The sequence below is a fragment of the Providencia sp. PROV119 genome, assembly GCF_028482435.1.
Taxonomy (GTDB): domain Bacteria; phylum Pseudomonadota; class Gammaproteobacteria; order Enterobacterales; family Enterobacteriaceae; genus Providencia; species Providencia stuartii.
Window position 1 is genome coordinate 182343 of the sequence record NZ_JAMPQL010000003.1, and the last position, 21864, is coordinate 204206.

The 21864-nt window shown below is 42.3% G+C and carries 19 protein-coding genes; 8 read left to right on the forward strand and 11 right to left on the reverse strand.

The features are described from left to right. Positions 1-219 precede the first annotated feature (219 nt). The 7 genes from PSF11_RS05495 to purM all read right to left on the reverse strand — a co-directional run bounded on the left by PSF11_RS05495 (position 220) and on the right by purM (position 10134). Positions 220-1575: an MFS transporter gene (locus tag PSF11_RS05495; RefSeq protein WP_004920676.1), complete on the reverse strand. Its 1356-nt coding sequence runs from the start codon at positions 1573-1575 to the stop codon at positions 220-222. 597 nt (positions 1576-2172) lie between these two features. Continuing rightward, a complete protein-coding gene (gene mgtE / locus PSF11_RS05500) occupies positions 2173-3633 on the reverse strand; it encodes a magnesium transporter (protein WP_004920674.1) in 1461 nt (486 codons plus the stop codon). Between the two features lie 184 nt (positions 3634-3817). Next, a complete protein-coding gene (ppx, locus tag PSF11_RS05505; protein WP_004920671.1) occupies positions 3818-5347 on the reverse strand; it encodes an exopolyphosphatase in 1530 nt (509 codons plus the stop codon). Between the two features lie 6 nt (positions 5348-5353). Beyond that, entirely contained in the window at positions 5354-7423 is a 2070-nt protein-coding gene (gene ppk1 / locus PSF11_RS05510; RefSeq protein WP_014656128.1) for a polyphosphate kinase 1, read from the reverse strand. A 183-nt stretch (positions 7424-7606) separates the two neighbouring features. Next, a complete protein-coding gene (gene speG / locus PSF11_RS05515; RefSeq protein WP_004920666.1) occupies positions 7607-8194 on the reverse strand; it encodes a spermidine N1-acetyltransferase in 588 nt (195 codons plus the stop codon). A 264-nt stretch (positions 8195-8458) separates the two neighbouring features. Then, positions 8459-9094, reverse strand: a complete 636-nt coding sequence (purN, locus tag PSF11_RS05520) for a phosphoribosylglycinamide formyltransferase (protein ID WP_004920661.1) — start codon at positions 9092-9094, stop codon at positions 8459-8461. Next, a complete protein-coding gene (gene purM / locus PSF11_RS05525; RefSeq protein WP_036940555.1) occupies positions 9094-10134 on the reverse strand; it encodes a phosphoribosylformylglycinamidine cyclo-ligase in 1041 nt (346 codons plus the stop codon). The genes purN and purM overlap by 1 nt, the downstream gene beginning before the upstream one ends. Positions 10135-10573: 439 nt before the next feature. Here purM and upp point away from each other — a divergent pair, with 439 nt between their 5' ends. The 3 genes from upp to hda all read left to right on the forward strand — a co-directional run bounded on the left by upp (position 10574) and on the right by hda (position 13392). After that, positions 10574-11200 carry a uracil phosphoribosyltransferase gene (gene upp / locus PSF11_RS05530; RefSeq protein ID WP_004920648.1) on the forward strand — a complete coding sequence of 209 codons (627 nt, stop codon included), beginning with the start codon at positions 10574-10576 and terminating at the stop codon, positions 11198-11200. A gap of 66 nt (positions 11201-11266) precedes the next feature. Further along, positions 11267-12568, forward strand: a complete 1302-nt coding sequence (uraA, locus tag PSF11_RS05535) for a uracil permease (protein WP_004920645.1) — start codon at positions 11267-11269, stop codon at positions 12566-12568. A 62-nt stretch (positions 12569-12630) separates the two neighbouring features. Then, positions 12631-13392 (forward strand): DnaA inactivator Hda, encoded by a 762-nt coding sequence (gene hda, locus PSF11_RS05540; protein WP_004920642.1) that lies wholly within the window; start codon positions 12631-12633, stop codon positions 13390-13392. Positions 13393-13423: 31 nt separating this feature from the next. On the opposite strand, the gene arsC is transcribed toward hda, so the two are convergent. Continuing rightward, positions 13424-13780 carry an arsenate reductase (glutaredoxin) gene (arsC, locus tag PSF11_RS05545; RefSeq protein ID WP_014656124.1) on the reverse strand — a complete coding sequence of 119 codons (357 nt, stop codon included), beginning with the start codon at positions 13778-13780 and terminating at the stop codon, positions 13424-13426. A gap of 12 nt (positions 13781-13792) precedes the next feature. Beyond that, entirely contained in the window at positions 13793-15256 is a 1464-nt protein-coding gene (locus PSF11_RS05550) for a beta-barrel assembly-enhancing protease (RefSeq protein WP_004920633.1), read from the reverse strand. 139 nt (positions 15257-15395) lie between these two features. Between PSF11_RS05550 and PSF11_RS05555 the strand changes: the two genes are divergently transcribed. Together PSF11_RS05555 and PSF11_RS05560 are read left to right on the forward strand one after the other, a co-directional pair. Further along, positions 15396-16469, forward strand: coding sequence for an AI-2E family transporter (locus tag PSF11_RS05555; protein WP_004920629.1), 1074 nt, complete (start codon positions 15396-15398; stop codon positions 16467-16469). A gap of 11 nt (positions 16470-16480) precedes the next feature. Beyond that, a complete protein-coding gene (locus PSF11_RS05560) occupies positions 16481-17002 on the forward strand; it encodes an O-acetyl-ADP-ribose deacetylase (protein WP_061063944.1) in 522 nt (173 codons plus the stop codon). Between the two features lie 230 nt (positions 17003-17232). Here PSF11_RS05560 and bcp read toward each other — a convergent pair whose 3' ends face one another. Further along, the gene (bcp, locus tag PSF11_RS05565; protein WP_004920623.1) at positions 17233-17703 is read right to left on the reverse strand and encodes a thioredoxin-dependent thiol peroxidase; all 471 of its coding nucleotides are present in this window, start codon (positions 17701-17703) and stop codon (positions 17233-17235) included. Positions 17704-17717: 14 nt separating this feature from the next. Beyond that, positions 17718-18275, reverse strand: a complete 558-nt coding sequence (locus PSF11_RS05570) for a glycine cleavage system transcriptional repressor (RefSeq protein WP_004920620.1) — start codon at positions 18273-18275, stop codon at positions 17718-17720. A 274-nt stretch (positions 18276-18549) separates the two neighbouring features. Between PSF11_RS05570 and dapA the strand changes: the two genes are divergently transcribed. The 3 genes from dapA to purC all read left to right on the forward strand — a co-directional run bounded on the left by dapA (position 18550) and on the right by purC (position 21627). Then, positions 18550-19458: a 4-hydroxy-tetrahydrodipicolinate synthase gene (dapA, locus tag PSF11_RS05575; RefSeq protein WP_004920614.1), complete on the forward strand. Its 909-nt coding sequence runs from the start codon at positions 18550-18552 to the stop codon at positions 19456-19458. Between the two features lie 16 nt (positions 19459-19474). Continuing rightward, complete coding sequence (gene bamC / locus PSF11_RS05580; RefSeq protein ID WP_004920611.1) at positions 19475-20524, forward strand: outer membrane protein assembly factor BamC; 1050 nt, start codon at positions 19475-19477, stop codon at positions 20522-20524. A gap of 389 nt (positions 20525-20913) precedes the next feature. Then, positions 20914-21627 carry a phosphoribosylaminoimidazolesuccinocarboxamide synthase gene (gene purC, locus PSF11_RS05585; RefSeq protein WP_072502311.1) on the forward strand — a complete coding sequence of 238 codons (714 nt, stop codon included), beginning with the start codon at positions 20914-20916 and terminating at the stop codon, positions 21625-21627. Positions 21628-21864: the final 237 nt, after the last annotated feature.

A 21864-nucleotide genomic window follows, 5' to 3' on the forward strand; every position in this document is an offset into this window, starting at 1 on the left:
AAATTAGCAGAGATGAACCTGCTATATAGTTAAAAATTAGTCAGTTGCGATATGTTAATAGTTTAGCGTGGGGGTTACACGTAAAAATGAAGGAAATATGAAAAAAACGTCAACTAGTGTGCAGAATCGGCAGATTAGTTGACTAACATTGTATAAAAAAACCTGTGGGAATTAATCACCACAGGTTTATACGTTAATGGATTAAAGAAATGAGGTCAATTAGCGAGTTGTACTGGTGTTTAATGCCCCTAATGTTTCTTTGTCTTGCTCAGCATTCACTGTCCATCCTTTCCATGCTAAAGGAATATAGGCGACAGCGACAGCCAGTAAAGAAACCGCGGCAACATAGTAGGCAGGTGCCATATGAGATTGTTGCAACCATGTTCCCGTTAACATTGGTGTCAGACCCCCAAAGACTGCATAGGCAATATTGTAGGCAAATGATAAGCCGGAATAACGGATTTCAGGTGGAAACGCGCGCGTACTGACAATTGGTGTCGTTGCAATCGCGCCAACAAAAAAGCCCATTAAGCCATAGTTAAAAATCAAAGTCGTTGCTGAAATCTCTGGCGACAAAGATGAATAAAAATACAATGCAGTCACCGCCAGACCACCCCATGACAAGGTCATTGAAGCGCGCGTTCCCATCTTATCGCCGAACCAACCCCAAAAAATACAGCCTAAAGTTAATGTCAATGTTGCTGCACAGTTAGCTTGTAAGGCGATATTTCGGTCAATTTGATAGATCCCTTGAAGCACGATATCAGGCGTCATCAAAATGGTTACAACGATGGCTGTTGATAATGACCATGTCAATGCCGCGGTGATCAAGCAGGCTTGTTTATGAGACTTCACAACAGTCTTAACGGGTAACTCATCCGCTAAAGCTTTTTTAGCAGCCAACTCTTTAAAAATAGGTGTCTCTTCCAAAAAACGGCGTAAATAAACAGAAATAAAGCCAAAAATACCACCAAGAATAAATGGAATACGCCATGCAAAGTCATGGATCTCTTGTGAGGTATAACTGTTCTCAATGATGATAGCGACGATAGACCCTAATAAAATACCGCCTGTGATACCAGAGGTTAATGTTCCAACACCGAGGCCGTAGCGCTGTTTTGGGGTATGTTCAGCGATAAATACCCATGCCCCAGGCATTTCACCGCCAATCGCGGCGCCTTGCATAATACGCATCAATAACAGCAATATTGGTGCGGCAGCGCCAATAGACGCATAGGTTGGTAAGAAACCGATCACGAATGTCGGGAATGCCATCATGAAAATACTGAGGGTGAACATTTTCTTACGGCCGAGTTTATCACCAAAGTGTGCCATGATGATGCCACCGAGTGGGCGCGCGAGATAACCGGCCGCAAACAAACCGAGCGTTGCCAAGAGGGCGAGAACTGCGTTACCACTAGGGAAAAAGAGTTGTGAAATAATTTTCGCGTAAAAAACGAAAATAACAAAATCATAAAATTCAAGAGTTCCACCTAAAGATGACAACCCTAATGTTTTATAATCCTCTTTTTTCAATGGCCTTGCCGAGGGCTGGCTGGTTGTTTGCGATGTCATAATATTATCCTTTTAAAATACCGAATATATTTTTTTGTTTTAAATTCGGAATAACAGCTATATTTACCGACTACGCGTCAGTAAATAATATTAAGTATGTGCAGATAAATGGTATAAAACGTTGGATGGAATAACCTAGTTAATACTCTGTATCTTTATGCATGCCCTCATTTATAGCAGGAAATTCCATATTTTGTAAACCGCAACTCTCAAAACAAGATGAATATTCTATTTGTATTATATTGATTGATTTTATCATCTATTGCTTAAAACAATAACATTATTTGATGTTAATAAATGATTTTTTGCAGCAGATCATATAGTTCTTTTTCAAAAAAGGCAGGGGAATTGGTTATTTCACATCTGTTTTCGCCGATTAATTCATCGATAAAGTAACAAATTATTAATTTGATTATTCGTAATTAATAATCTTAATAATAGTAATGAAAATTAAAAATAGCTGAAAAATGAAATGGCATTTATTGAGTCGTTATTTAGGAAATTTTCAGTCTAAATATGTCGGCAAAGGCGAGAAGGGCGGAATATTATCATTAGGCATACCCAGCGTATTATTTTCTGGGTATGCCAAGTAGGCGGTTAAACCAAGAACAGGGTGGCTAAGCCTAAGAAGATAAAGAAACCACCTGTGTCAGTGATAGCGGTGATCATTACACTGGAGCCGATGGCAGGGTCTTTACCAAGTTTAAGCATAATGAGAGGGATAAGTACCCCCATAATTGCCGCCATGAGTAAGTTTAAGATCATCGCGAGCGTCATTACGGCTCCCATTGCAAGGTCGCCATAGAGGAAATAGGTGATAACCCCCATGATCCCCCCCCAAACAACACCGTTAATAAAGGCAACGCCTAGCTCTCTGAGCATTAAGAATGAGAAGCTTCCGGTTTGGATTTGGTGTAACGCAATCGCACGTACGATCATGGTAATTGTTTGGTTACCCGTATTTCCCCCAATACCTGCGACAATAGGCATTAAGGTGGCTAAGGCAACCAATTGGGAAATGGTATCTTCGAATACCCCAATCACCCGTGATGCGACGAACGCAGTACACAGGTTGATGGCTAGCCATGTCCAACGCGTTTTGACGGCTTGACCGACAGGGGCGAACACGTCTTCTTCAGGGCTTAACCCCCCCATACGACGGATGCTGTTATCGTTTTCTTCATTTAAGTTATCAACGATATCTTCAACGGTTAAACGACCCATCAATAGACCACTGCTGTCAACCACCGCGGCGGAGATCAAGTCATAACGTTCGAACGCACTGGCTGCATCTTCGCCTTTTTCATCTGGCAAGAAAGTGACCGTGTCTGTTTTCATCACGTCAGCCACAATCCGCTCAGGGGATTGCGTTAATATGGTTGTTAGAGGTAATTCACCCTGCAAATAGTTATTATTGTCGACAACAAAGATTTTATCTGTTGCTTCTGGAATTTTACCGCGCTGGCGTAAATAGCGTTGAACGGTTTTTAGCGTGACATTTGGACGTACGGTGACAAATTCGAAATCCATCATTTGACCGACGCTGTCTTTTGCATATTGCAGAACTTCACGAATACGACTTCGTAAGCTTGGATCAAGGTAGGTCAATAACCTACGCATGGTATCTTGTGGTAAATGCTCTGCAATATACGCTTGTTCATCAACATGTAGGTTAGCAACAGCGCGTAGAAGTTCCCTGTCAGACATATCCTTAATCAGGCTATCCCAAACAGCGACAGAAGCTTCGACTAACACCTCACCGCGTTCGGTGTTATCGATCAGATGCCAAAGTGCGAGACGTTCATCATAAGGCAACATCTCTAAAATATCGGCGATATCCGCGGCATGTAAGTCAATCAATAATTCTTTTACAGCATTGATTTTTTCACTTAATGCTTTATCACTCAAACTAACATGTTGGTCGTGCTCAATCAGAGCTTGGACGAACTCCTCGTCATCCAAAAATAGTGTTAGGATTTGCTGGCGGATATAGGCCAGTTTTTGAGAGTGCGGATTGATTGTTTGTACCGCATCGGTTGAAAAAGCAGTTTGTGACATTTTAATCCTTAAAGCTTTATAGGCACTTTTGTACCTTTTATGGGTCCATTTACAAATAAATACCTTTATTTTGCCATTTATTGTCCATTAACCCAAATAAATATTAATAATTATAACAAATGGGCGAAAACCGATTCATTATGAGTAGTGCAAAAAAACGCCATGTAGTGCATTAATATTATAACTAATTTGGCTCTTCGCGGATGTCTAATTTCCAGCCAGGAACATCCTCCCAGTAAGCGCTTTCTTTCTCAAGATCGAGCTGCATCAACGCATTCTGAGTCAAATACTGGGCAGGTAGATACAGTGTCCAGTGGCCATCATCGGTTTCTAAGCGTAATGATGATGGGGTAGTTGTTGATTGTCTTTGATTATTCAGAAGTATTGATAAGCGTAAAATTTGTATCAAGGGTAAAAATTGTTTTCTTTTATATAAATTAAATTTAGGGATATCATCAAATTTAATAGCACGCCGATGGTTACGAACCAGTGTTGCAAGTAACAGCTGTTGTTCCTGATTAAACCCCGGTAACGTAGTATTTTGCAAAATATAGGCGGAGTGGCGATGTAACCCACTTTGGTTGATATGTAGACCGACCTCATGCAGCATAACCGCCCAAATAAGGATAGACTCAAGTTGCGGGTTGGCTAACTTTGGATTTTGCTGGCTCCACTGGTGATACAGCTCCTCCATGGTTTTTAATACACGTCTAGCTTGCTCTCTATCGATATTATAATGCTCGGCAAGGCTAAGTGCCGTACGTTGGCGAATGTCTTGATGACGGAAACGGCCTTCCATTTCATAAAGCACCCCTTCACGCAATGCGCCATCTGAGAGCCGTAACTCTTTAATCTCTAATGTATCAAAGACAGCACATAAAATGGCTAATCCGGGCACAAAAACATGTTTACGTTCAACGGATAAACCCGGTAGATCCACTGCCGAAAAGGTTTTATATTTCAGCGCCATTTGCTTAATTTTTTCTAGCCGATCACGCGTAATGATGCCGTCGCGCTCACCCATTTCAACAATCACGGCATGAGCCGCTTTAATCGTACCTGATGCCCCCATGGCAACATCCCAGTGCATACGCTTAAATTTTGTGGCGGTTTGCTCAAGTTTTAAGCAGGCCGTGAGGTAGGCTCGGTTGAAATTATCTGCCGTAATGGTTTCATTGGGGAAATAGTTACGCGCAAAGCTGACACACCCCATACGGCGGCTATCAATTAATAATGGTTCGAATTTCTCGCCAATGACTAATTCTGTTGAGCCACCACCAATATCTATTACCAGTTTACGGCCTTTTTCAGGCTGGGTGTGTTCCACCCCCATAAAAATCAAACGCGCTTCTTCTTGCCCAGAAATAATTTCAATGGGATAGGGAATTATTTTTTTTGCACGGTTCAAAAACTCTTCAACATTGGTTGCAACACGCAAAGAGTGAGTGCCTACGATACAGACGTTTTCTTCTGTAAAACCTTGTAGGCGTTCGGCAAAAAGCGCAAGGCAAGCCAAACCGCGTTCCATGGCTTCTTCACTAAGCTCATTGGTATCACTTAATCCGTCAGCAAGGTGTACCCGTTTTTTTAAACGCGTCAGGATTTGCAGTGCACCGTTGACAATACGTGCAATCACCATATGAAAGCTGTTAGAACCAAGGTCGATAGCCGCAATTTCTTGAGGCCTAGGCGTCGATATATTAGTTAATGGCATAGTATGTTAGGACCTTGTCTCAGGCGTTTCGAGTGATTTCAAATAGTCGTATATAGCAAGTTGCGCCTGAATTTTGCGCTTATTACCGCGGGGAACATAATGATTACTGAGATCTTTGTCAACATAACGTGCCTTGACGGTATCGTTAAATTGGAGCTCAAGGATATCTAAAACCCGTTGTTTGAGCCGGTCATCAACTAAGCGCACCGCCACTTCAATACGGTAATCAATATTTCGAGTCATCCAATCTGCCGAGGAGATAAAGACTTTTTCATCACCCGCATTAGTAAAGACATAAACGCGGTCATGCTCCAAAAAGCGGTCAACAATACTGGTGACTTGAATGTTTTCACTGTAGCCCGGTTGCCCTGCAACAAGTGAACACATCCCTCTTACTAGTAGACGAATTTTAACACCCGCATTGGAAGCATCATACAGTTTATCAGTCAGTTCTTTATCAACCAGATTATTAATTTTTAAGGTGATCCCACTGGGAAGCCCCGCTTGCGCATTAGCAATTTCTTGGTCAATTAGCGCATTGAGGCGGATCCGTGTATTTTGTGGTGAAACCATTAAATTATCAAAGGTGACAGGACGATATGGGTTTTCAATAAAGCTAAATACCCGACGAACCTCATTGGTGATCTGTTCATTTGCTGTTAACAACGAGTAATCAGTATAGAGGCGCGCGGTTTTTTCATTAAAGTTACCTGTACCGATATGGGCATAACGAATAATTTCGCCATCTTCCATTCGCGAAATAATAAAGAGTTTCGCATGGATTTTCAGACCCGGGGCCGAGAAAATGACGTGGACCCCAGCCTCTGTCAGCCGTTTCGCCCAATGAATATTCGCTTCTTCATCGAATCGAGCCTGTAATTCAACCACAACAGTGACTTTTTTGCCGTTATGGGCTGCATGGATCATCGAATCAATAATGCGTGAATCTTTTGCCACACGATAAATATTGATCTTGATAGATAATACGCTGGGATCAAATGAGGCTTGCCTGAGCAACTCGAGCGTGTGCTCAAAGGTGTAATAAGGGTAGTAGAGCAGCACATCGCGTTCGCGAATGGCATCAAAACCGTTACGGAAGTTATCAAACCAGCGGTGGCGTAATCGTGGCAATGGTTTGTTTAAAAGGGTTTTATTGCCTTCGTTGGGGAAGTTAATAAAATCTTTAAAATTGTGGTAACGCCCGCCCGCAATAACTGAGTCATCATTGGATAATCCCAGTTTTTCACGTAAGACGGCAACCATTTCATCAGGCATATCGCGCTGATAAACAAAACGGACAGGCTCTGCGGTTAAGCGTTGTTTTAATGTCGATGACATGATTTCCAGTAAGCTTGATTCCATTTCGGTGGCGATGTCATATTCCGCATCGCGGGTCATTTTCATGGAATAAGCGTTTAATTCATCATAATCAAAGAAGCCCTTGAAGATTTCATCCAAGGTATAGCGCAAAATGTTGTCGATAAGCACCATTGATTTGCGCCGTTTGGGCATTTCCGGTGGCAGATTGACAAACCGAGGCACCTTGTCAGAGGGGATCTCTAACAGAGCATATTGCACATTACCGCCGTTAATAATTTCAACAGCCAGATAGGTATAGTCATCTTTGAGAAACTCGACTAGGTTGGTATCTGGATTAATCAAAATAGGGGTAATGTGTTGGCGCAAATGTTGGCGAAAGTATTGACGTAACCAAATTTGTTGGCGGGGCGATATTTGCCGCTCGTTAATTAAGAAAATTTGGTTGCGCGCCATTTCAAGCAAAAGGTCGTTATAGAGAATGTCGAACTCTTGATCTTGCTTGGCTACTTTATTTTGAATGCGCTTAAGTAGGTGGCGTGCACCGCTGGCGGAGCCACGCTCCTCATTGATTAAGATACGCCGTTTCACGTCTGCAAAACGGACTTTGTAGAATTCATCTAGGTTATTGGAATAAATGCCCAAAAAGCGCATACGCTCGATAAGAGGATTTCGCTTATCTGCTGCTTCTTGTAAAACGCGTTCGTTAAAAGCAAGCCAGCTTAACTCTTTTTCGTGGTATAGGCGTTCTTGGGACATTGTTGCTCCATATTGTACTAAATACATAAACTTAAAGGTGTATAACCTAGCGACAGCACACCTTAAGTTTTCGCCATATTATGGCTATTTTTATTCGCATGAGTTACAGATTTCTGTATTTCTCTGGCGACACATTTATCTTGTGTTTAGTTGCACCTCAAATAACGTCGCGAGGATAGAGCACTAAACTTGCTGTTTAATGGTCGCATGCGGGCTGACAACACTTTCAGGATGCGTTGACTGTGCTTTACTCGCAAAATATTGGTGCTGGAAAATGCACATACGGATCGCGGTATGATAACGTCCGTTGACAAAAAACTCGTCAATTAGTTCGCCTTCTGTGTGGAAGCCCAGTTTATTATAAATGTGGATAGCTTTGATATTTTCTTTATCTACAATGAGGTAAAGCTTATATAGATTGAGCACAGAAAAAGCGTAATCCATAGCCAATTTCGCAGCGCGAGTTGCATAACCGTGGCCTTGATGGCTTGGTGCGATGATGATCTGAAACTCAGAACGACGGTGAACATAATCGATTTCCACCAATTCAACTAAGCCGACTTTTTCACTGTCATTTTCAACAATAAAACGCCGCTCCGATTGGTCATGAATATGTTTATCATAAAGGTCACTCAGCTCGACGAAAGCCTCATAAGGCTCTTCAAACCAGTAGCGCATAACACTGGCATTATTATCAAGTTGGTGGATAAACGCTAAATCTTCACGTTCAAGTGGGCGCAACCTAAACGGATGAACTTGCCCGGTCGTCATATAACACCTCAGTTTTGTTTAAAAAGTAGATAGTTAATTATCGATTTTGCAGATCATCACGATAAATAACAGAGCAAATTTATTTTCACTCTCAGTTGATAAGGATACCACTAATTTACGATAAAATAATGACACAAAGCAGTGACTCTTTCTAACTGGTGAAGATTAATGCACTTTATTTATACTGCGACTTTTCGTGAACAGTAAAAAGGGCAGAGATTTCTCTTTGCCCTCAACATAAATCAATGTGGAAATAACCAAGTGTTATTCATTTACATAGCCTTGGGGCGGTAAACACTGACCATCTAAGTAAGCATGGTTGCCGACCATGGCCAAACGACCACTGACGAACCATTGCACAACTTGGGGGTAAATATTGTGCTCTTGCGCCTTTACCCGCTCAATGACCTCTTTTTCGGTATCATCCGGGAAAATAGGAACTTTGGCCTGTAAGATCACTGGGCCGCCATCCAACTCCTCGGTAACAAAATGCACTGATGTTCCATGCTCGCTATCGCCGTTTTCTATCGCTTTACGATGGGTGTGTAGGCCCGGATATTTAGGCAATAGAGAAGGGTGTATATTGAGCATTCTTCCTGCATAGTGTTTAACGAAGCCCGCGGTCAAAATTCGCATAAATCCAGCTAACACAACCAAATCAGGCTGATATTCGTCAATCATCCCCATTAGTGCAGCATCATATGCTTCGCGGTTAGCAAAAGCGCTCGCGCTGAGTGATAAGGCTGGGATCCCAGCCTTCTGCGCACGAATAAGCCCGTAAGCCTCAGGTTGATTACTGATCACTGCCACAACTTGCGCTTGAAGATCATGCGAAGTGGCATCCATCAGCGACTGTAAATTACTGCCGCTGCCTGAGATAAGCACGACGATTTTTTTCATTAGCGGATAACAACCTGCTCTTCACCAGCAGGCAATTCAGCAATGGTACCTATCTGCCATGCGGTTTCACCTAAACCATTAAGTAAAGTGAGTGCCGCATCGACTTCAGCTTGTGGCAGCGCGATGATGATACCGACACCACAGTTAAATGTGCGATACATTTCGTGAGTGGTCACGCTGCCCGCCGTTTGTAGCCAATTGAATACCGCCGGCCACTGCCAGCTATTTTCATCGATTTGTGCTTGGGTGTTTTCAGGTAATACACGAGGAATATTTTCCCAGAAACCACCACCAGTAATGTGCGCGATGGCGTGAATATCGCATTTTTCAATCAGCGCTAATACATTTTTAACGTAAATACGTGTAGGCGCTAACAGGTGATCTGCCAGTGATTGGCCTTCCAGTTGCGTGACCTCTGGGTTAGTTTGACTGACTTCTAAAATTTTGCGGATCAAAGAGTAGCCGTTAGAGTGAGGACCGCTTGAGGCGAGGGCGATCAGCGCATCACCAGCACTGACTTTGCTACCATCAATGATCTCGGCGCGTTCGACCACACCAACGCAGAAACCCGCTACATCGTAATCGTCACCATGGTACATGCCAGGCATTTCAGCGGTTTCACCCCCCACGAGGGCACAACCTGATTGTTTACAACCTTCTGCGATACCTGTGATCACGCTGGTGGCAGTATCAACATCTAGCTTACCTGTTGCGTAGTAATCAAGGAAAAATAGAGGCTCAGCACCTTGGACAATTAAGTCATTAACACACATCGCCACTAAATCGATACCGATAGTGTCATGACGGTTTAGGTCCATCGCGAGGCGTAGTTTAGTGCCTACACCATCTGTACCTGAAACTAAAACAGGTTCACGGTATTTTTGTGGCAGGGAACATAATGCGCCAAATCCGCCTAATCCTCCCATAACTTCTGGTCGGCGAGTTTCTTTCACTACACCTTTAATTCGATCAACCAATGCGTTACCTGCATCAATGTCAACACCGGCATCTTTATAGCTGAGAGAGGTTTTATCAGTCACTACGGCCCCCAAGGCAATTGCGTTTCGGAAAATAAACTTCAATAAATACTATTCTAACAGGCAAAGCAAACGTTTGCGATAGCTTTGTGAATGAAAAAATGAGGGGATTTTGGCTGGAGGGAAATAAGGCATTGCCGTTATCTGGTTCCTGCTTTTTATGGCAAGAATTTATGTCTATCACATTAGGGTAAAATAATGGGATACATCTATAATCTTAAATTGAGATTGGTGTGCGTATTTATCATGGCATTGATATTGCTGCCATGTTCAATCAAACAGATAAAATAGTGGTGGATATACTTACAGTGTAATAATAAAAATAGGTTATTTCTGATTGTTTTGACATCAATCAAACGCTGCCTAGTGGCATCTTCTGTAAAAAGAGTTATAATCCCGCGATTTTTTTGTGCGCTGGCGACTAAAATAGTAGGAGAATCCCATGAAGATCGTTGAGGTAAAACACCCTCTCGTTAAACATAAACTCGGCCTGATGCGAGATCATGATATAAGCACTAAACGCTTTCGTGAACTGGCCTCAGAGGTTGGTAGCCTACTGACTTATGAAGCAACCGCTGACCTAGAAACTGAGAAAGTCACCATTGAAGGTTGGTGTGGTCCTGTAGAAATAGAGCAAATAAAAGGGAAAAAAATCACTGTCGTACCTATCCTTCGTGCCGGTATTGGTATGATGAACGGGGTTTTAGAAAGCATTCCAAGCGCACGTATCAGTGTGGTGGGTGTTTATCGTGATGAAGAAACCTTTAAACCTGTCTCTTACTTCCAGAAATTAGTTTCAAACATTGATGAGCGTATGGCGTTGGTTGTTGACCCAATGTTAGCAACGGGTGGTTCAATGATTGCAACTATCGATCTATTAAAAGGCGCAGGTTGTAAATCTATTAAAGTACTCGTACTTGTTGCTGCTCCTGAAGGAATTGCAGCATTAGAAGCTGCCCATCCAGATGTTGAGCTATATACCGCGTCTATTGATCAATATTTAAATGAACACGGGTATATTGTTCCTGGGCTAGGTGATGCTGGCGATAAGATATTTGGTACTAAATAATAATTAGCCGACTTTAGAAGTCGGCTTTTTTTTGATTATAAAAATACATTAAGGGGATGAAAAGAAATGACACGTCGTGCAATTAGTGTTGAAGAAAGGCCACCATTATTACAAACCATACCGCTTAGTTTTCAACATCTGTTTGCCATGTTTGGCGCGACTGTAATTGTACCGATCTTGTTTGGTGTTAACCCAGCAACTATTTTGTTGTTCAATGGGATTGGCACCTTACTTTATTTATTTATTTGTAAAGGGAAAATTCCTGCCTATTTAGGGTCGAGTTTTGCTTTTATTTCACCAGTCATGATTTTGCTACCACTCGGTTATGAACTTGCATTGGGTGGCTTTATTATTTGCGGAATACTGTTTTGCATTGTGGCCTTGATTGTTAAGGTGGCGGGTCGAGGTTGGATTAACGTCATGTTTCCTCCTGCTGCGATGGGAGCGATTGTCGCGGTTATTGGCCTCGAATTGGCTCAAACGGCCGCCGGTATGGCAGGGTTACTGCCAAAAGAAGGGGTCGCGGTAGATCCTAATACGTTAATTATTTCTATCACAACACTGTCAGTGACTATTTTGTGTGCTGTCGTGTTCCGCGGGTTCTTATCCATCATTCCTATTTTGATTGGTTTCTTAGTTGGCTACGCCTTATCCTACTTTATGGGCATTGTGGACTTTACGCCTGTTATTGAAGCACCATGGTTTGCAATTCCAACGTTTTATACGCCACGTTTTGAATGGTTCGCTATTTTGACTATTCTACCTGCCGCATTAGTCGTTATTGCTGAACATGTAGGCCACTTGGTGGTAACTGCAAATATTGTTGAGCGTGACTTATTGAAAAACCCTGGCTTACATCGTTCAATGTTTGCAAACGGTTTCTCTACGGTGTTGTCAGGGTTCTTTGGTTCAACACCTAATACCACCTACGGTGAAAATATTGGTGTAATGGCGATCACTAAGGTGTATAGCTCTTGGGTCATTGGTGGGGCAGCAATCATCGCAATTTTACTTTCTTGTGTGGGGAAATTAGCGGCGGCGATTCAGTTAGTGCCAGTACCTGTAATGGGAGGGGTGTCTTTGCTGCTTTATGGGGTGATCGGGGCTTCAGGTATTCGTGTGCTAATCGACTCTAAAGTTGACTACAATAAACCCCAAAACTTGATCTTGACCTCTGTGATCTTGATTATTGGTGTTAGTGGTGCGGTTATTCATATTGGTCAAGCCGAATTGAAAGGCATGGCATTGGCAACCATCGTGGGTATTGTCATGGCACTATTATTCCGTTTTATCACTTTTGTTCGTCCTGAAAAGCAGTTTGTAACCTCAGATATTGAAGAAGTTGATACGAAACATTCCACAAAATAAAACAGTTGTCTCATTGCCGATGTGATGAAAGCATCGGCAATTAAGTTTCTTCTTGTTCATTTATGCTTGAAATTTATGGTAAACTTGCAAGTGTTAATTGTTTTGCACAGTCAGAGGTGCTTCTGAACACACCATCGCAACTTTCACTACCACTGTATCTACCCGATGACGAAACGTTTGCCAGCTTTTATGCAGGCGAAAATGAGGCGTTGCTATCTGCTATTAAACTCGCCATTAACCAATCGCATGGTAGTTATATTTATTATTGGTCTCGTGAAGGGGGCGGTAAGAGTCACTTACTGCATGCCGCATGCGCTGAATTATCAGAACAAGATATGGCCGTGGGCTATGTTCCGCTTGATAAGCGTGCCTATTTTGTACCTGAAGTCCTTGATGGGATGGAACACCTTTCACTGGTTTGTATTGATAATATTCAATGTATCGCAGGTGATCCTGAATGGGAAATGGCCGTTTTCAATTTGTATAATCGCATTTTAGAAATTGGTCGAACTTGTTTGCTGATCACCGGTGATAGACCACCAAGACAAATCGATCTCTCACTGCCTGATTTAGCCTCTCGGTTGGATTGGGGGCAGATTTATAAACTCCATCCACTTAGCGATGAAGATAAAATTTGTGCGCTACAATTGCGGGCAAGAATGCGAGGGTTTGAATTACCCGAAGATGTATGCCGTTTTGTATTAAAACGGTTAGATAGAAAAATGGGAACATTGTTTGATATTTTGAACAAACTGGATCATGCCTCGATCGTTGCACAACGCAAACTGACTATCCCGTTTGTTAAAGATATCCTCCAATTATAAAGGCAGTGATCCACTGCCTTTTTTTGAGCCATTAGAGAACATCAAGAACCTGCTCTGGCGGGCGACCTAATTTTGCCGTTTTCCCTTTGACAACAATAGGGCGCTCAATTAATTTTGGGTTGTCATGCATGGCTTGAATTAATTGCTCTTGCGTTAAAGCGTCGTTTCCAAGACCCAATTCTTTGTAGATATCCTCTTTGCTACGCATTAATTGCCGTGCATCAGAGAAGCCTAATGCCTTTAATAACCGTTTGATTTCAGCAACGCTAGGGGGATTTTTTAAATACTCAACGATTGTTGGTGTGACCCCTTTAGATTCTAATAATGCAAGCGTTTCACGGCTTTTAGAGCAACGAGGGTTATGATAAATGGTAATTGTATCCGTCATGGTCATCATTCCTTACGGTTTAGCTTTACTGTCTCTTAATTGTAATTTTCTTAGCTCATCTATGCGAGCATCATAGCGTTGTTGCTCATAACTTCCCAGACGACTTTTTCGACTCGCTTCGCTGAGATAATTAATCGCGTTATCATAGTTACCTCGAAGCGCCATACCTTCTGCATAAGCGGCTAGCTCTTCATTACGCTTACCTGATTTCGCCGAGGCTTCAGCTAACAGATCCCAACCATTAGGATCTTCGGGATAATTGAAGGTATATTTGTTCAGTAATGAAATAGCCGTTTGATACTGCTTATTGTTAATTAAAGCGTTGGCAAGGTTGATTTGTAATACGGGGTTGCTTGGTGATTTTTTTAATGCATTTTGTAAACGAGTCACCGCTTGGGCTGCACGATTTTGCTCAATATCCAAATCTGTCATAACATCGATAAACCAAGGATTATCGGGTTGTTTTTCCAGTAGGTTGCTCATGATCTTGGTCGCTTCGGCATATTTCTTATCTTGCGATAACTTCAAAGCACGACCATAGTCAGCCGCTATCCTTTCTTGAGGAGTGCCTCGACTATAATTATCCAGAATTTGATCTAATGCATGCTGTTGTCCTGACGTATACATGGATAAAATACGAACACGGGCTAGCATAAAGTCTTCTGATGAAGGTATGGTAACCTTTGGATACTGATTAGAGCGGTTACGCGCATCCGCTAAACGGCTATCTGGTAGTGGGTGAGTCAGCAATATTTCAGGGGGTTTTGACATATAGCGGGTTTGATCTGACATCACTTGCATAAAGTCGGCCATAGAGTGAGGATCAAAACCTGCTCGCCTTAAGGTCTGTAAGCCAATACGGTCTGCTTCTTGCTCGTTGGCTTGAGTAAAACTGATCATTCCTTGTTGGACGCCTGCCATGGTTCCCGTTAAAGCGGCGAACCCTGCTTGTGGGTTTGCCATAACTAATAATAACGACCCAATCGTACCGGCAATCGCAAGGGGAGTGGTGCTTTTTTGGTCTTCCATCATGCGTGCTAAGTGACGCTGCGTTACGTGAGAAATTTCGTGCGCCATGACAGAAGCTAATTGGCTCTCATTTTGGCTATAGCGAAATAGTGCGGAGTGCAGCACCACATTCCCCCCAAAATAGGCATAGGCGTTAATATTGGGGTTATTCACCAAATAGAATTTAAAGGGCGTTCTCACGGAGTCGGCACTTTTCACTAACCGCATCCCCAGCTTATTGATGTATTGATTAAGCAGTGGGTCGTAAATCAATGGTGTACTGGCACGGATCTGGCGAGTGATAGCATCACCCATAATAATTTCTTGATTGATGCTCAGTGTACCACCCGCTGTCGTACCGATATCAGGAAGTGTGTCCTCAACGGCACTGTAAGCAGGGAGCACAGCGCCGTTGACGCACGCGGCTATCAATAAAACTAGAAGTGGATTTTTCAGTTTTTTATTCATGAAACAATTGCATCCCGTACAACGATTAATTTTGAGATCAATCCATGATAGCAAAAGCTACCGAAATGTCTGTTAATTGGTATAATTTTCGATAATTTAGGAACTGTCTTTAAAGCATTAATTTCCAAGGAGCTAATAAATGCTGGAAATGTTATTACAATGGTATCGGCGACGTTTTGCTGATCCACAGGCTGTTGCACTGTTTACGTTGCTCATTGTCGGCTTCTGTATCATCTTTTTCTTCAGCAATATCTTAGCCCCTTTATTGGTCGCGATAGTATTGGCTTATCTCCTTGAATGGCCAACACACTTACTTGAGCGTATCGGTTGCTCGCGTGTTGTTGCAGTCAGTATTATTTTGACCTTGTTTGCTGGAATTAGTGCCATGGTTATTTTAATTATTGCACCAACGGCGTGGCAACAAGGGATCAATCTCGTTGGTGACTTACCTAAAATGGTAACGCGTTTTAACGAGTTCGCGCAAACATTACCAGAGCGTTACCCAGCGTTGGTTGATGCGGGTATTATCGATATGATGGCAGATAATCTCCGCAGCCGTTTATCTGGAGTGGCGGAATCGGTGGTTAAAATGTCGGTGGCCTCGCTCATTGGTGTATTTACCTTGGCAATTTATACCGTACTCGTGCCTTTAATGATGTTTTTCTTATTAAAAGATAAACAAAAAATTATCAGTAGCGTTCAAAAGGTATTGCCAAGAAACCGCTTGTTGGTGGGGAAAGTTTGGGTCGAGATGAATCAGCAAATCACCAACTATTTACGCGGCAAAGTGACCGAAATGGTGATTGTCGGGGTCTGTACCTACGCTGGGTTTGCCTACTTTGATTTGCGCTATTCAGTATTGTTGTCAGTGCTGGTTGGGGTTTCAGTCTTGATCCCCTATATTGGTGCGGTGGCTGTGACGATCCCGGTGGTATTGGTGGCGCTATTCCAGTGGGGAATCGGCAGTGATTTTTGGTCATTAATTATTGTTTATCTTGTTATTCAAGGGTTAGATAGTAATTTATTTGTTCCATTACTCTTTTCTGAAGCGGTTAACCTTCATCCGTTAGTGATTATTTTATCGGTCGTGATTTTTGGTGGCTTATGGGGTTTTTGGGGCGTTTTCTTTGCTATTCCATTGGCAACGCTGATTAAGGCTGTTATCAATGTGTGGCCAGAGGATACGTCCGAGAGTCAGCAAAAATTGGAATGATGGAGAGGGAAATGCAAACTCAAATTGAACTACAGCAAGGTGATATCACGAAAACTGCCGTCGATGCGATTGTTAATACCGCGAATAGTGCTTTACTCGGTGGTAGTGGCGTTGATGGCGCGATTCATCGCGCGGGTGGTAGTGCAATCCTTGATGAATGCCGGCAAATTAGAGCAAAACAGGGTAGTTGTAAGCCTGGAAACGCGGTGATCACCACCGCAGGTAAGTTACCTGCTAAGTATGTTATCCATACGGTAGGGCCTGTTTGGCAAGATGGAATCCATGAAGAGGCGCAAATCTTAGCCAATGCGTATTTATCTAGTTTGAGGTTGGCGAGCGAATATCAAATCGAAACCATCGCTTTTCCCAATATCAGTACAGGCATTTATCGCTTTCCTAAGCCATTAGCGGCACAGATTGCCTGTGAAACTGTGGCTAACTATCTCGCCGCCAATAGCTTGCCAAAGAAAGTTATTTTTGTTTGCTTCGATGAGGAAAACTACCGTTTATACCAACAACAGCTTCAACGGTAGCAAATAGTATTAATGGCTAAACAGGTTCAACAAGTCTAAGTTGAGCCTGTATTTGGCTATCTTTTCTATCTTCCCTTTCATTACCATCAGTATGCCATTTAACTCAAATGATTCAGTCAATCAGATGACTAAAAATCTTTTAGCTTTTAGGTTAGTCAGCAATGAAAGATATAAAGGGAAGGGGGATGAGAAGGGTTGCATAAAGCTAAACAACCCTATCAAATTAAATGTTAAGCGTGAGTATTTATGTACTCGAGAACAATTTCATGGTGATTGCTTGTTTTGAAATTATCGAATACATGTTCAATAGTTCCATTTGCATCAATGAGAAAACTAATGCGGTGAATGCCGTCATAAGTTTTACCCATGAATTGTTTTTCACCCCATACACCAAATTGTTCACATACTTGATGATCTTCATCTGATAATAGTGCGAAGTTCAATAGCTCTTTTTCAGCGAAACGAGACAATTTTTCGGGTTTATCTGTGCTAATGCCTAAAACTTCAACACCCTTTTCTCTTAGTGTCTCCATTTCGTCGCGCAGGCCGCATGCCTGAACGGTACACCCTGGGGTCATAGCTTTAGGGTAGAAGTAAACTAATACGCGTTGACCCTGATAATCTGAAAGATTGATGATTTCACCATCTTGGTCAGGAAGGCTGAATTGAGGCGCCTTATCACCGGCTTTCAATGGGTTCATTACATATATCTCCGTTAACTCTGCATTTTGGGATTATTTACAATGCTTATGTTGCCTTTAGCGTTGAGCATTGTACATAGTTGTTGAAATTTATTCTTTATAATTATGCCATTATCATCCAATGGATGATGTGCCGTGATTTGTATTTCAAGTTGCGCCGGCATACCATTACTTGCAGGCTGTGTTTTTGACACAAGCTCCGCGATATTACATTGCTGGGTTGTAAATAAATTCGTAAATTGTTCTACGATGCGTGGTGCATCATCGACGACGACATTGACGGTTACCGTTGATGGGTAATCTGTCGTCTGTACGCTCTGCGTCCGTTTCATCACAATGAGTAACTCTAATTCAGCCCCTTTTAGTGGCAAAATAGCCTCAATTTGTGCAATCGCATTCCAACTACCCGAAAGCATCATAATAAAGGTAAATTCTTTACCAAACATCGCTAAACGGCTGTCTTCGATGTTGCAATCACATTCACTCACCAATCGAGTGATGGTATTCACAATGCCCGGACGATCGGTACCCAGCGCAGTAATTACAAGAAATTGCTGTTCAGTCTTAGGCAAAGTCTGTTCCTTATTTTTTAATTTGCAGATTCGCTTTTTTGCTCAATGTTTTCAAGCACAAAATCTGCTTGGTGATGATGGTAAGGAAACCACAAAAATAAGAATCTGCCAAGAGGGCAGATTCACTCTTGCGAGTCATGATCGAGAATTATTACTTCTATTTAAGTTAATCCTAGCGGTATTAACAAAATTCATTAAAAACCTGTGGTTGGGTGGTTTTCTTCTTTGAAATGAAAAAGTACCATGGAGACTAAACTATTTAGGGGGTATAGCTATGTCTCACTCAAACACAAACTATAAACAATTTTTAACTGGCAGTATTGTTGCGGTAATTACACCAATGGATTCAAATGGTCGTTTGGATAAACAAAGTTTGAAAAGATTAGTTGATTACCACGTTGAGAGCGGCACTTCTGCGATTGTGTCTGTTGGGACAACGGGTGAGTCTGCCACCTTAACTCATAAAGAACATGTTGAAGTGGTGCATACAACTCTAGAACTGGCAGACGGACGCATCCCCATCATTGCAGGAGCTGGCGCAAATGCCACTGCAGAAGCTATCTCTCTGACAAAAGAGTTTGAAAATTCAGGTGTTGTTGCTTGTCTGACAGTCACACCTTATTATAATAGGCCTTCACAAGAAGGGTTGTATCAGCATTTTAAAGCAATATCAGAAAACACGAGCTTGCCACAAATTCTCTATAATGTACCATCACGTACAGGTTGTGACTTATTGCCTGAAACGGTAGGTCGCTTGGCTAAATTGGCGAATATTGTTTCAATTAAAGAGGCGACAGGGAACTTAGCAAGGGTTCACCAAATCAAAGAACTGGTTGATGATAATTTTGTGTTGCTCACCGGTGATGATGCAACGGCACTCGACTTCATGCAGTTGGGTGGTCAGGGCGTTATTTCTGTTACAGCTAACGTTGCAGCCGCACAAATGGTAAAAATGTGTGACTTAGCGCTTGCGGGCAAATATACTGAGGCTCGTGAATTAAACAAACGTCTGATGGGTCTGCATCATCAGTTATTTGTTGAGCCTAATCCAATTCCAGCGAAATGGGGCTGCCACCGTCTTGGCTTGATTGCTGACGCTACATTACGGTTACCAATGACACCGTTAACAGAGTCAGGCCAACAAAAAGTGGAGCAGGCCCTGAGATTCGCTGGGCTACTGTAAAATTTAGGGAATTTTAATGGCAACATTATTGCAAAAATCGAAGGTTATGAAGGTTGCTGGCCTGTCACTCGTTGTGTTACTGGCAGCCTGTTCCAGCGATCAGCGCTATAAACGTCAGGTCAGCGGTAACGAAGATTATCTCGATGCCGCGCCATTGAAAGTGTTGAATATACCTCAGGGAATGACATTACCATTGCAAAATGGCGAATATGACGTCCCTAAAGTTGCCTCATCTGGCCCAGTAGGTAAAGCACTCGATATTCGCCCTCCTGTACTGTCTATTTCGCAATTAGCGGGTTCACGTACTGAAGATAGCGCGGAAGCAAGCCGCTTGTTGCTTGAAAATACACCTGAGAATAGTGCGCTATGGTCACAAGTCACTATGATTTTGGAACAGCGTAATATTCCAGTCACGACAAAAGACGATGGGTCGCGCTCGATTGAAACGGATTGGGTAAAATGGGAACGTGCGGATGAAGACGTTCCATTAGAAAGCCGTCATAAAGTCACTGTGCAACCTCAAGGGGGCATGATCGCGCTGACGGTAACGAATTTAGGCCTACGTCAAGGTACAGAAGCGGTGACGGATCAGGCTGAAATTCAGCGTTATAACAAATTATTGCTAAATGAGTTAACCGATAGCCTGTATGCTTTACGTGATACATCCAATAAAAATAGTATCCAAAGTGCATATGGCATTATTGATGTTCAATCTGGCAGTGATGCCACGGGCTTGCCTGTTGTCATCGTACGTGCACCATTTGATGCTGTTTGGGAGCGTTTACCACGTAAACTGGAAAGCATCGGTATGAAAGTGGGTGATCGCAGTCGTTCAAATGGCTCTGTGATGGTAACTTATAAAGGCCTGAGCAGTTCAGAATGGCAAAATTTAGGGATTGATGACCCATCAATTCCAGAAGCGGATTATAAAATTCAAGTCGGTGATTTAAATAACCGCAGTAGCTTGCAGTTTATTAATACTAAGGGTACACCACTGACTCAGAAACAAAATGATGAGATGGTGTCTGCACTGAAAGCGGCTTTTAGTAAAGTCGGCGACAAGTAATTATTACTTTGTTATGGAGCCGCAGCCTCTATTTGAGGTTGCGGCTTTTTTGCATTTAAGTCATACCTACAACCTTTCTTTATGCCAATCGATTAATAGCTTCATTTTTATGGTCAGCGAAATGGACAAAAAACCAGTGTTTAAGCTTAAGTAATCGTTTGCGTCTGTGCGTGGATTTTATTATTATAATTAGGTACAGTAGATAAAATATTGAATATCAGTTAGTTAGCTTGTCAGGTTCTTTTATTCAATAACTTATTGAAACAGAGCAGAAAAGTAACGGTAAAAGGGTAAATTTCAACCATTTTATTGTTACTTATCTGGATCTGCAGACACAATTTTGCAGGTTGATACCCTAATTGAATAATCCCATCTCTGGAGTGTGTAAGATGCAAAAGAAAGCTGAGTTGTATCGTGGTAAGGCGAAAACGGTCTATACCACTGAGGATCCTGACCTTTTAATTCTGGAATTCCGTAATGATACATCAGCACTCGATGGCGAGCGTATCGAGCAGTTCGAGCGTAAAGGGATGGTAAACAATAAGTTTAACCATTTTATTATGAGCAAATTAGAAGAGGCGGGTATTCCAACACAGATGGAAGCGTTGCTCTCTGACACAGAAGCATTGGTAAAAAAACTGGATATGGTGCCCGTAGAGTGCGTTATTCGTAATCGTGCAGCAGGCTCTTTGGTTAAACGTCTTGGCGTCGAAGAAGGGATGGAATTAAATCCACCATTGTTTGATTTGTTCTTAAAAGATGATGCAAAACATGACCCGATGGTGAATGAGTCGTATTGTGAAACTTTTGGGTGGGTGAACAAAGAAAACTTGGCGGAAATGAAGCGCTTAAGTTATAAAGCCAATGAAGTGTTATCAAAAATTTTTGCGGATGCAGGGCTGATCCTCGTTGATTTTAAATTGGAGTTTGGCCTGTTCAAAGGCAAGGTCGTACTTGGTGATGAGTTCTCTCCAGATGGTAGCCGCCTGTGGGATAAAGAGACCCTCAATAAAATGGATAAAGACCGTTTTCGTCAAAGCCTCGGTGGCTTAATTGAAGCTTACGAGGAAGTTGCGCGTCGTATCGGCGTAACATTAGATTAATTTGTTATCTAATCGGTTTTAAAAAGTCACTTAGAGTGCTGACAAAGCCTTCGCTGTTTAGTGAGGGCTTTGAACTAATCAGTATGAATAATGCACTAAGCGGCAACCTAAAAAACCTTCCCCTCAATGATGTCAGTTCGAAACCATGGCATTAGCTCGAAAATCATCTCACTCGCAAAATCGATGCTGTGATGCTGTTGTACACCGACACAACCCGAAGAACGACCACCTATCAAC

Coding starts and splice junctions, on each gene's coding strand:
- PSF11_RS05495 (WP_004920676.1), bottom strand. CDS start 1,575: ATGACATCGCAAACAACCAGCCAGCCCTCGGCAAGGCCATTGAAAAAA.
- mgtE (WP_004920674.1), bottom strand. CDS start 3,633: ATGTCACAAACTGCTTTTTCAACCGATGCGGTACAAACAATCAATCCG.
- ppx (WP_004920671.1), bottom strand. CDS start 5,347: ATGCCATTAACTAATATATCGACGCCTAGGCCTCAAGAAATTGCGGCT.
- ppk1 (WP_014656128.1), bottom strand. CDS start 7,423: ATGTCCCAAGAACGCCTATACCACGAAAAAGAGTTAAGCTGGCTTGCT.
- speG (WP_004920666.1), bottom strand. CDS start 8,194: ATGACGACCGGGCAAGTTCATCCGTTTAGGTTGCGCCCACTTGAACGT.
- purN (WP_004920661.1), bottom strand. CDS start 9,094: ATGAAAAAAATCGTCGTGCTTATCTCAGGCAGCGGCAGTAATTTACAG.
- upp (WP_004920648.1), top strand. CDS start 10,574: ATGAAGATCGTTGAGGTAAAACACCCTCTCGTTAAACATAAACTCGGC.
- uraA (WP_004920645.1), top strand. CDS start 11,267: ATGACACGTCGTGCAATTAGTGTTGAAGAAAGGCCACCATTATTACAA.
- hda (WP_004920642.1), top strand. CDS start 12,631: ATGCTTGAAATTTATGGTAAACTTGCAAGTGTTAATTGTTTTGCACAG.
- arsC (WP_014656124.1), bottom strand. CDS start 13,780: ATGACGGATACAATTACCATTTATCATAACCCTCGTTGCTCTAAAAGC.
- PSF11_RS05550 (WP_004920633.1), bottom strand. CDS start 15,256: ATGAATAAAAAACTGAAAAATCCACTTCTAGTTTTATTGATAGCCGCG.
- PSF11_RS05555 (WP_004920629.1), top strand. CDS start 15,396: ATGCTGGAAATGTTATTACAATGGTATCGGCGACGTTTTGCTGATCCA.
- PSF11_RS05560 (WP_061063944.1), top strand. CDS start 16,481: ATGCAAACTCAAATTGAACTACAGCAAGGTGATATCACGAAAACTGCC.
- bcp (WP_004920623.1), bottom strand. CDS start 17,703: ATGAACCCATTGAAAGCCGGTGATAAGGCGCCTCAATTCAGCCTTCCT.
- dapA (WP_004920614.1), top strand. CDS start 18,550: ATGTCTCACTCAAACACAAACTATAAACAATTTTTAACTGGCAGTATT.
- bamC (WP_004920611.1), top strand. CDS start 19,475: ATGGCAACATTATTGCAAAAATCGAAGGTTATGAAGGTTGCTGGCCTG.
- purC (WP_072502311.1), top strand. CDS start 20,914: ATGCAAAAGAAAGCTGAGTTGTATCGTGGTAAGGCGAAAACGGTCTAT.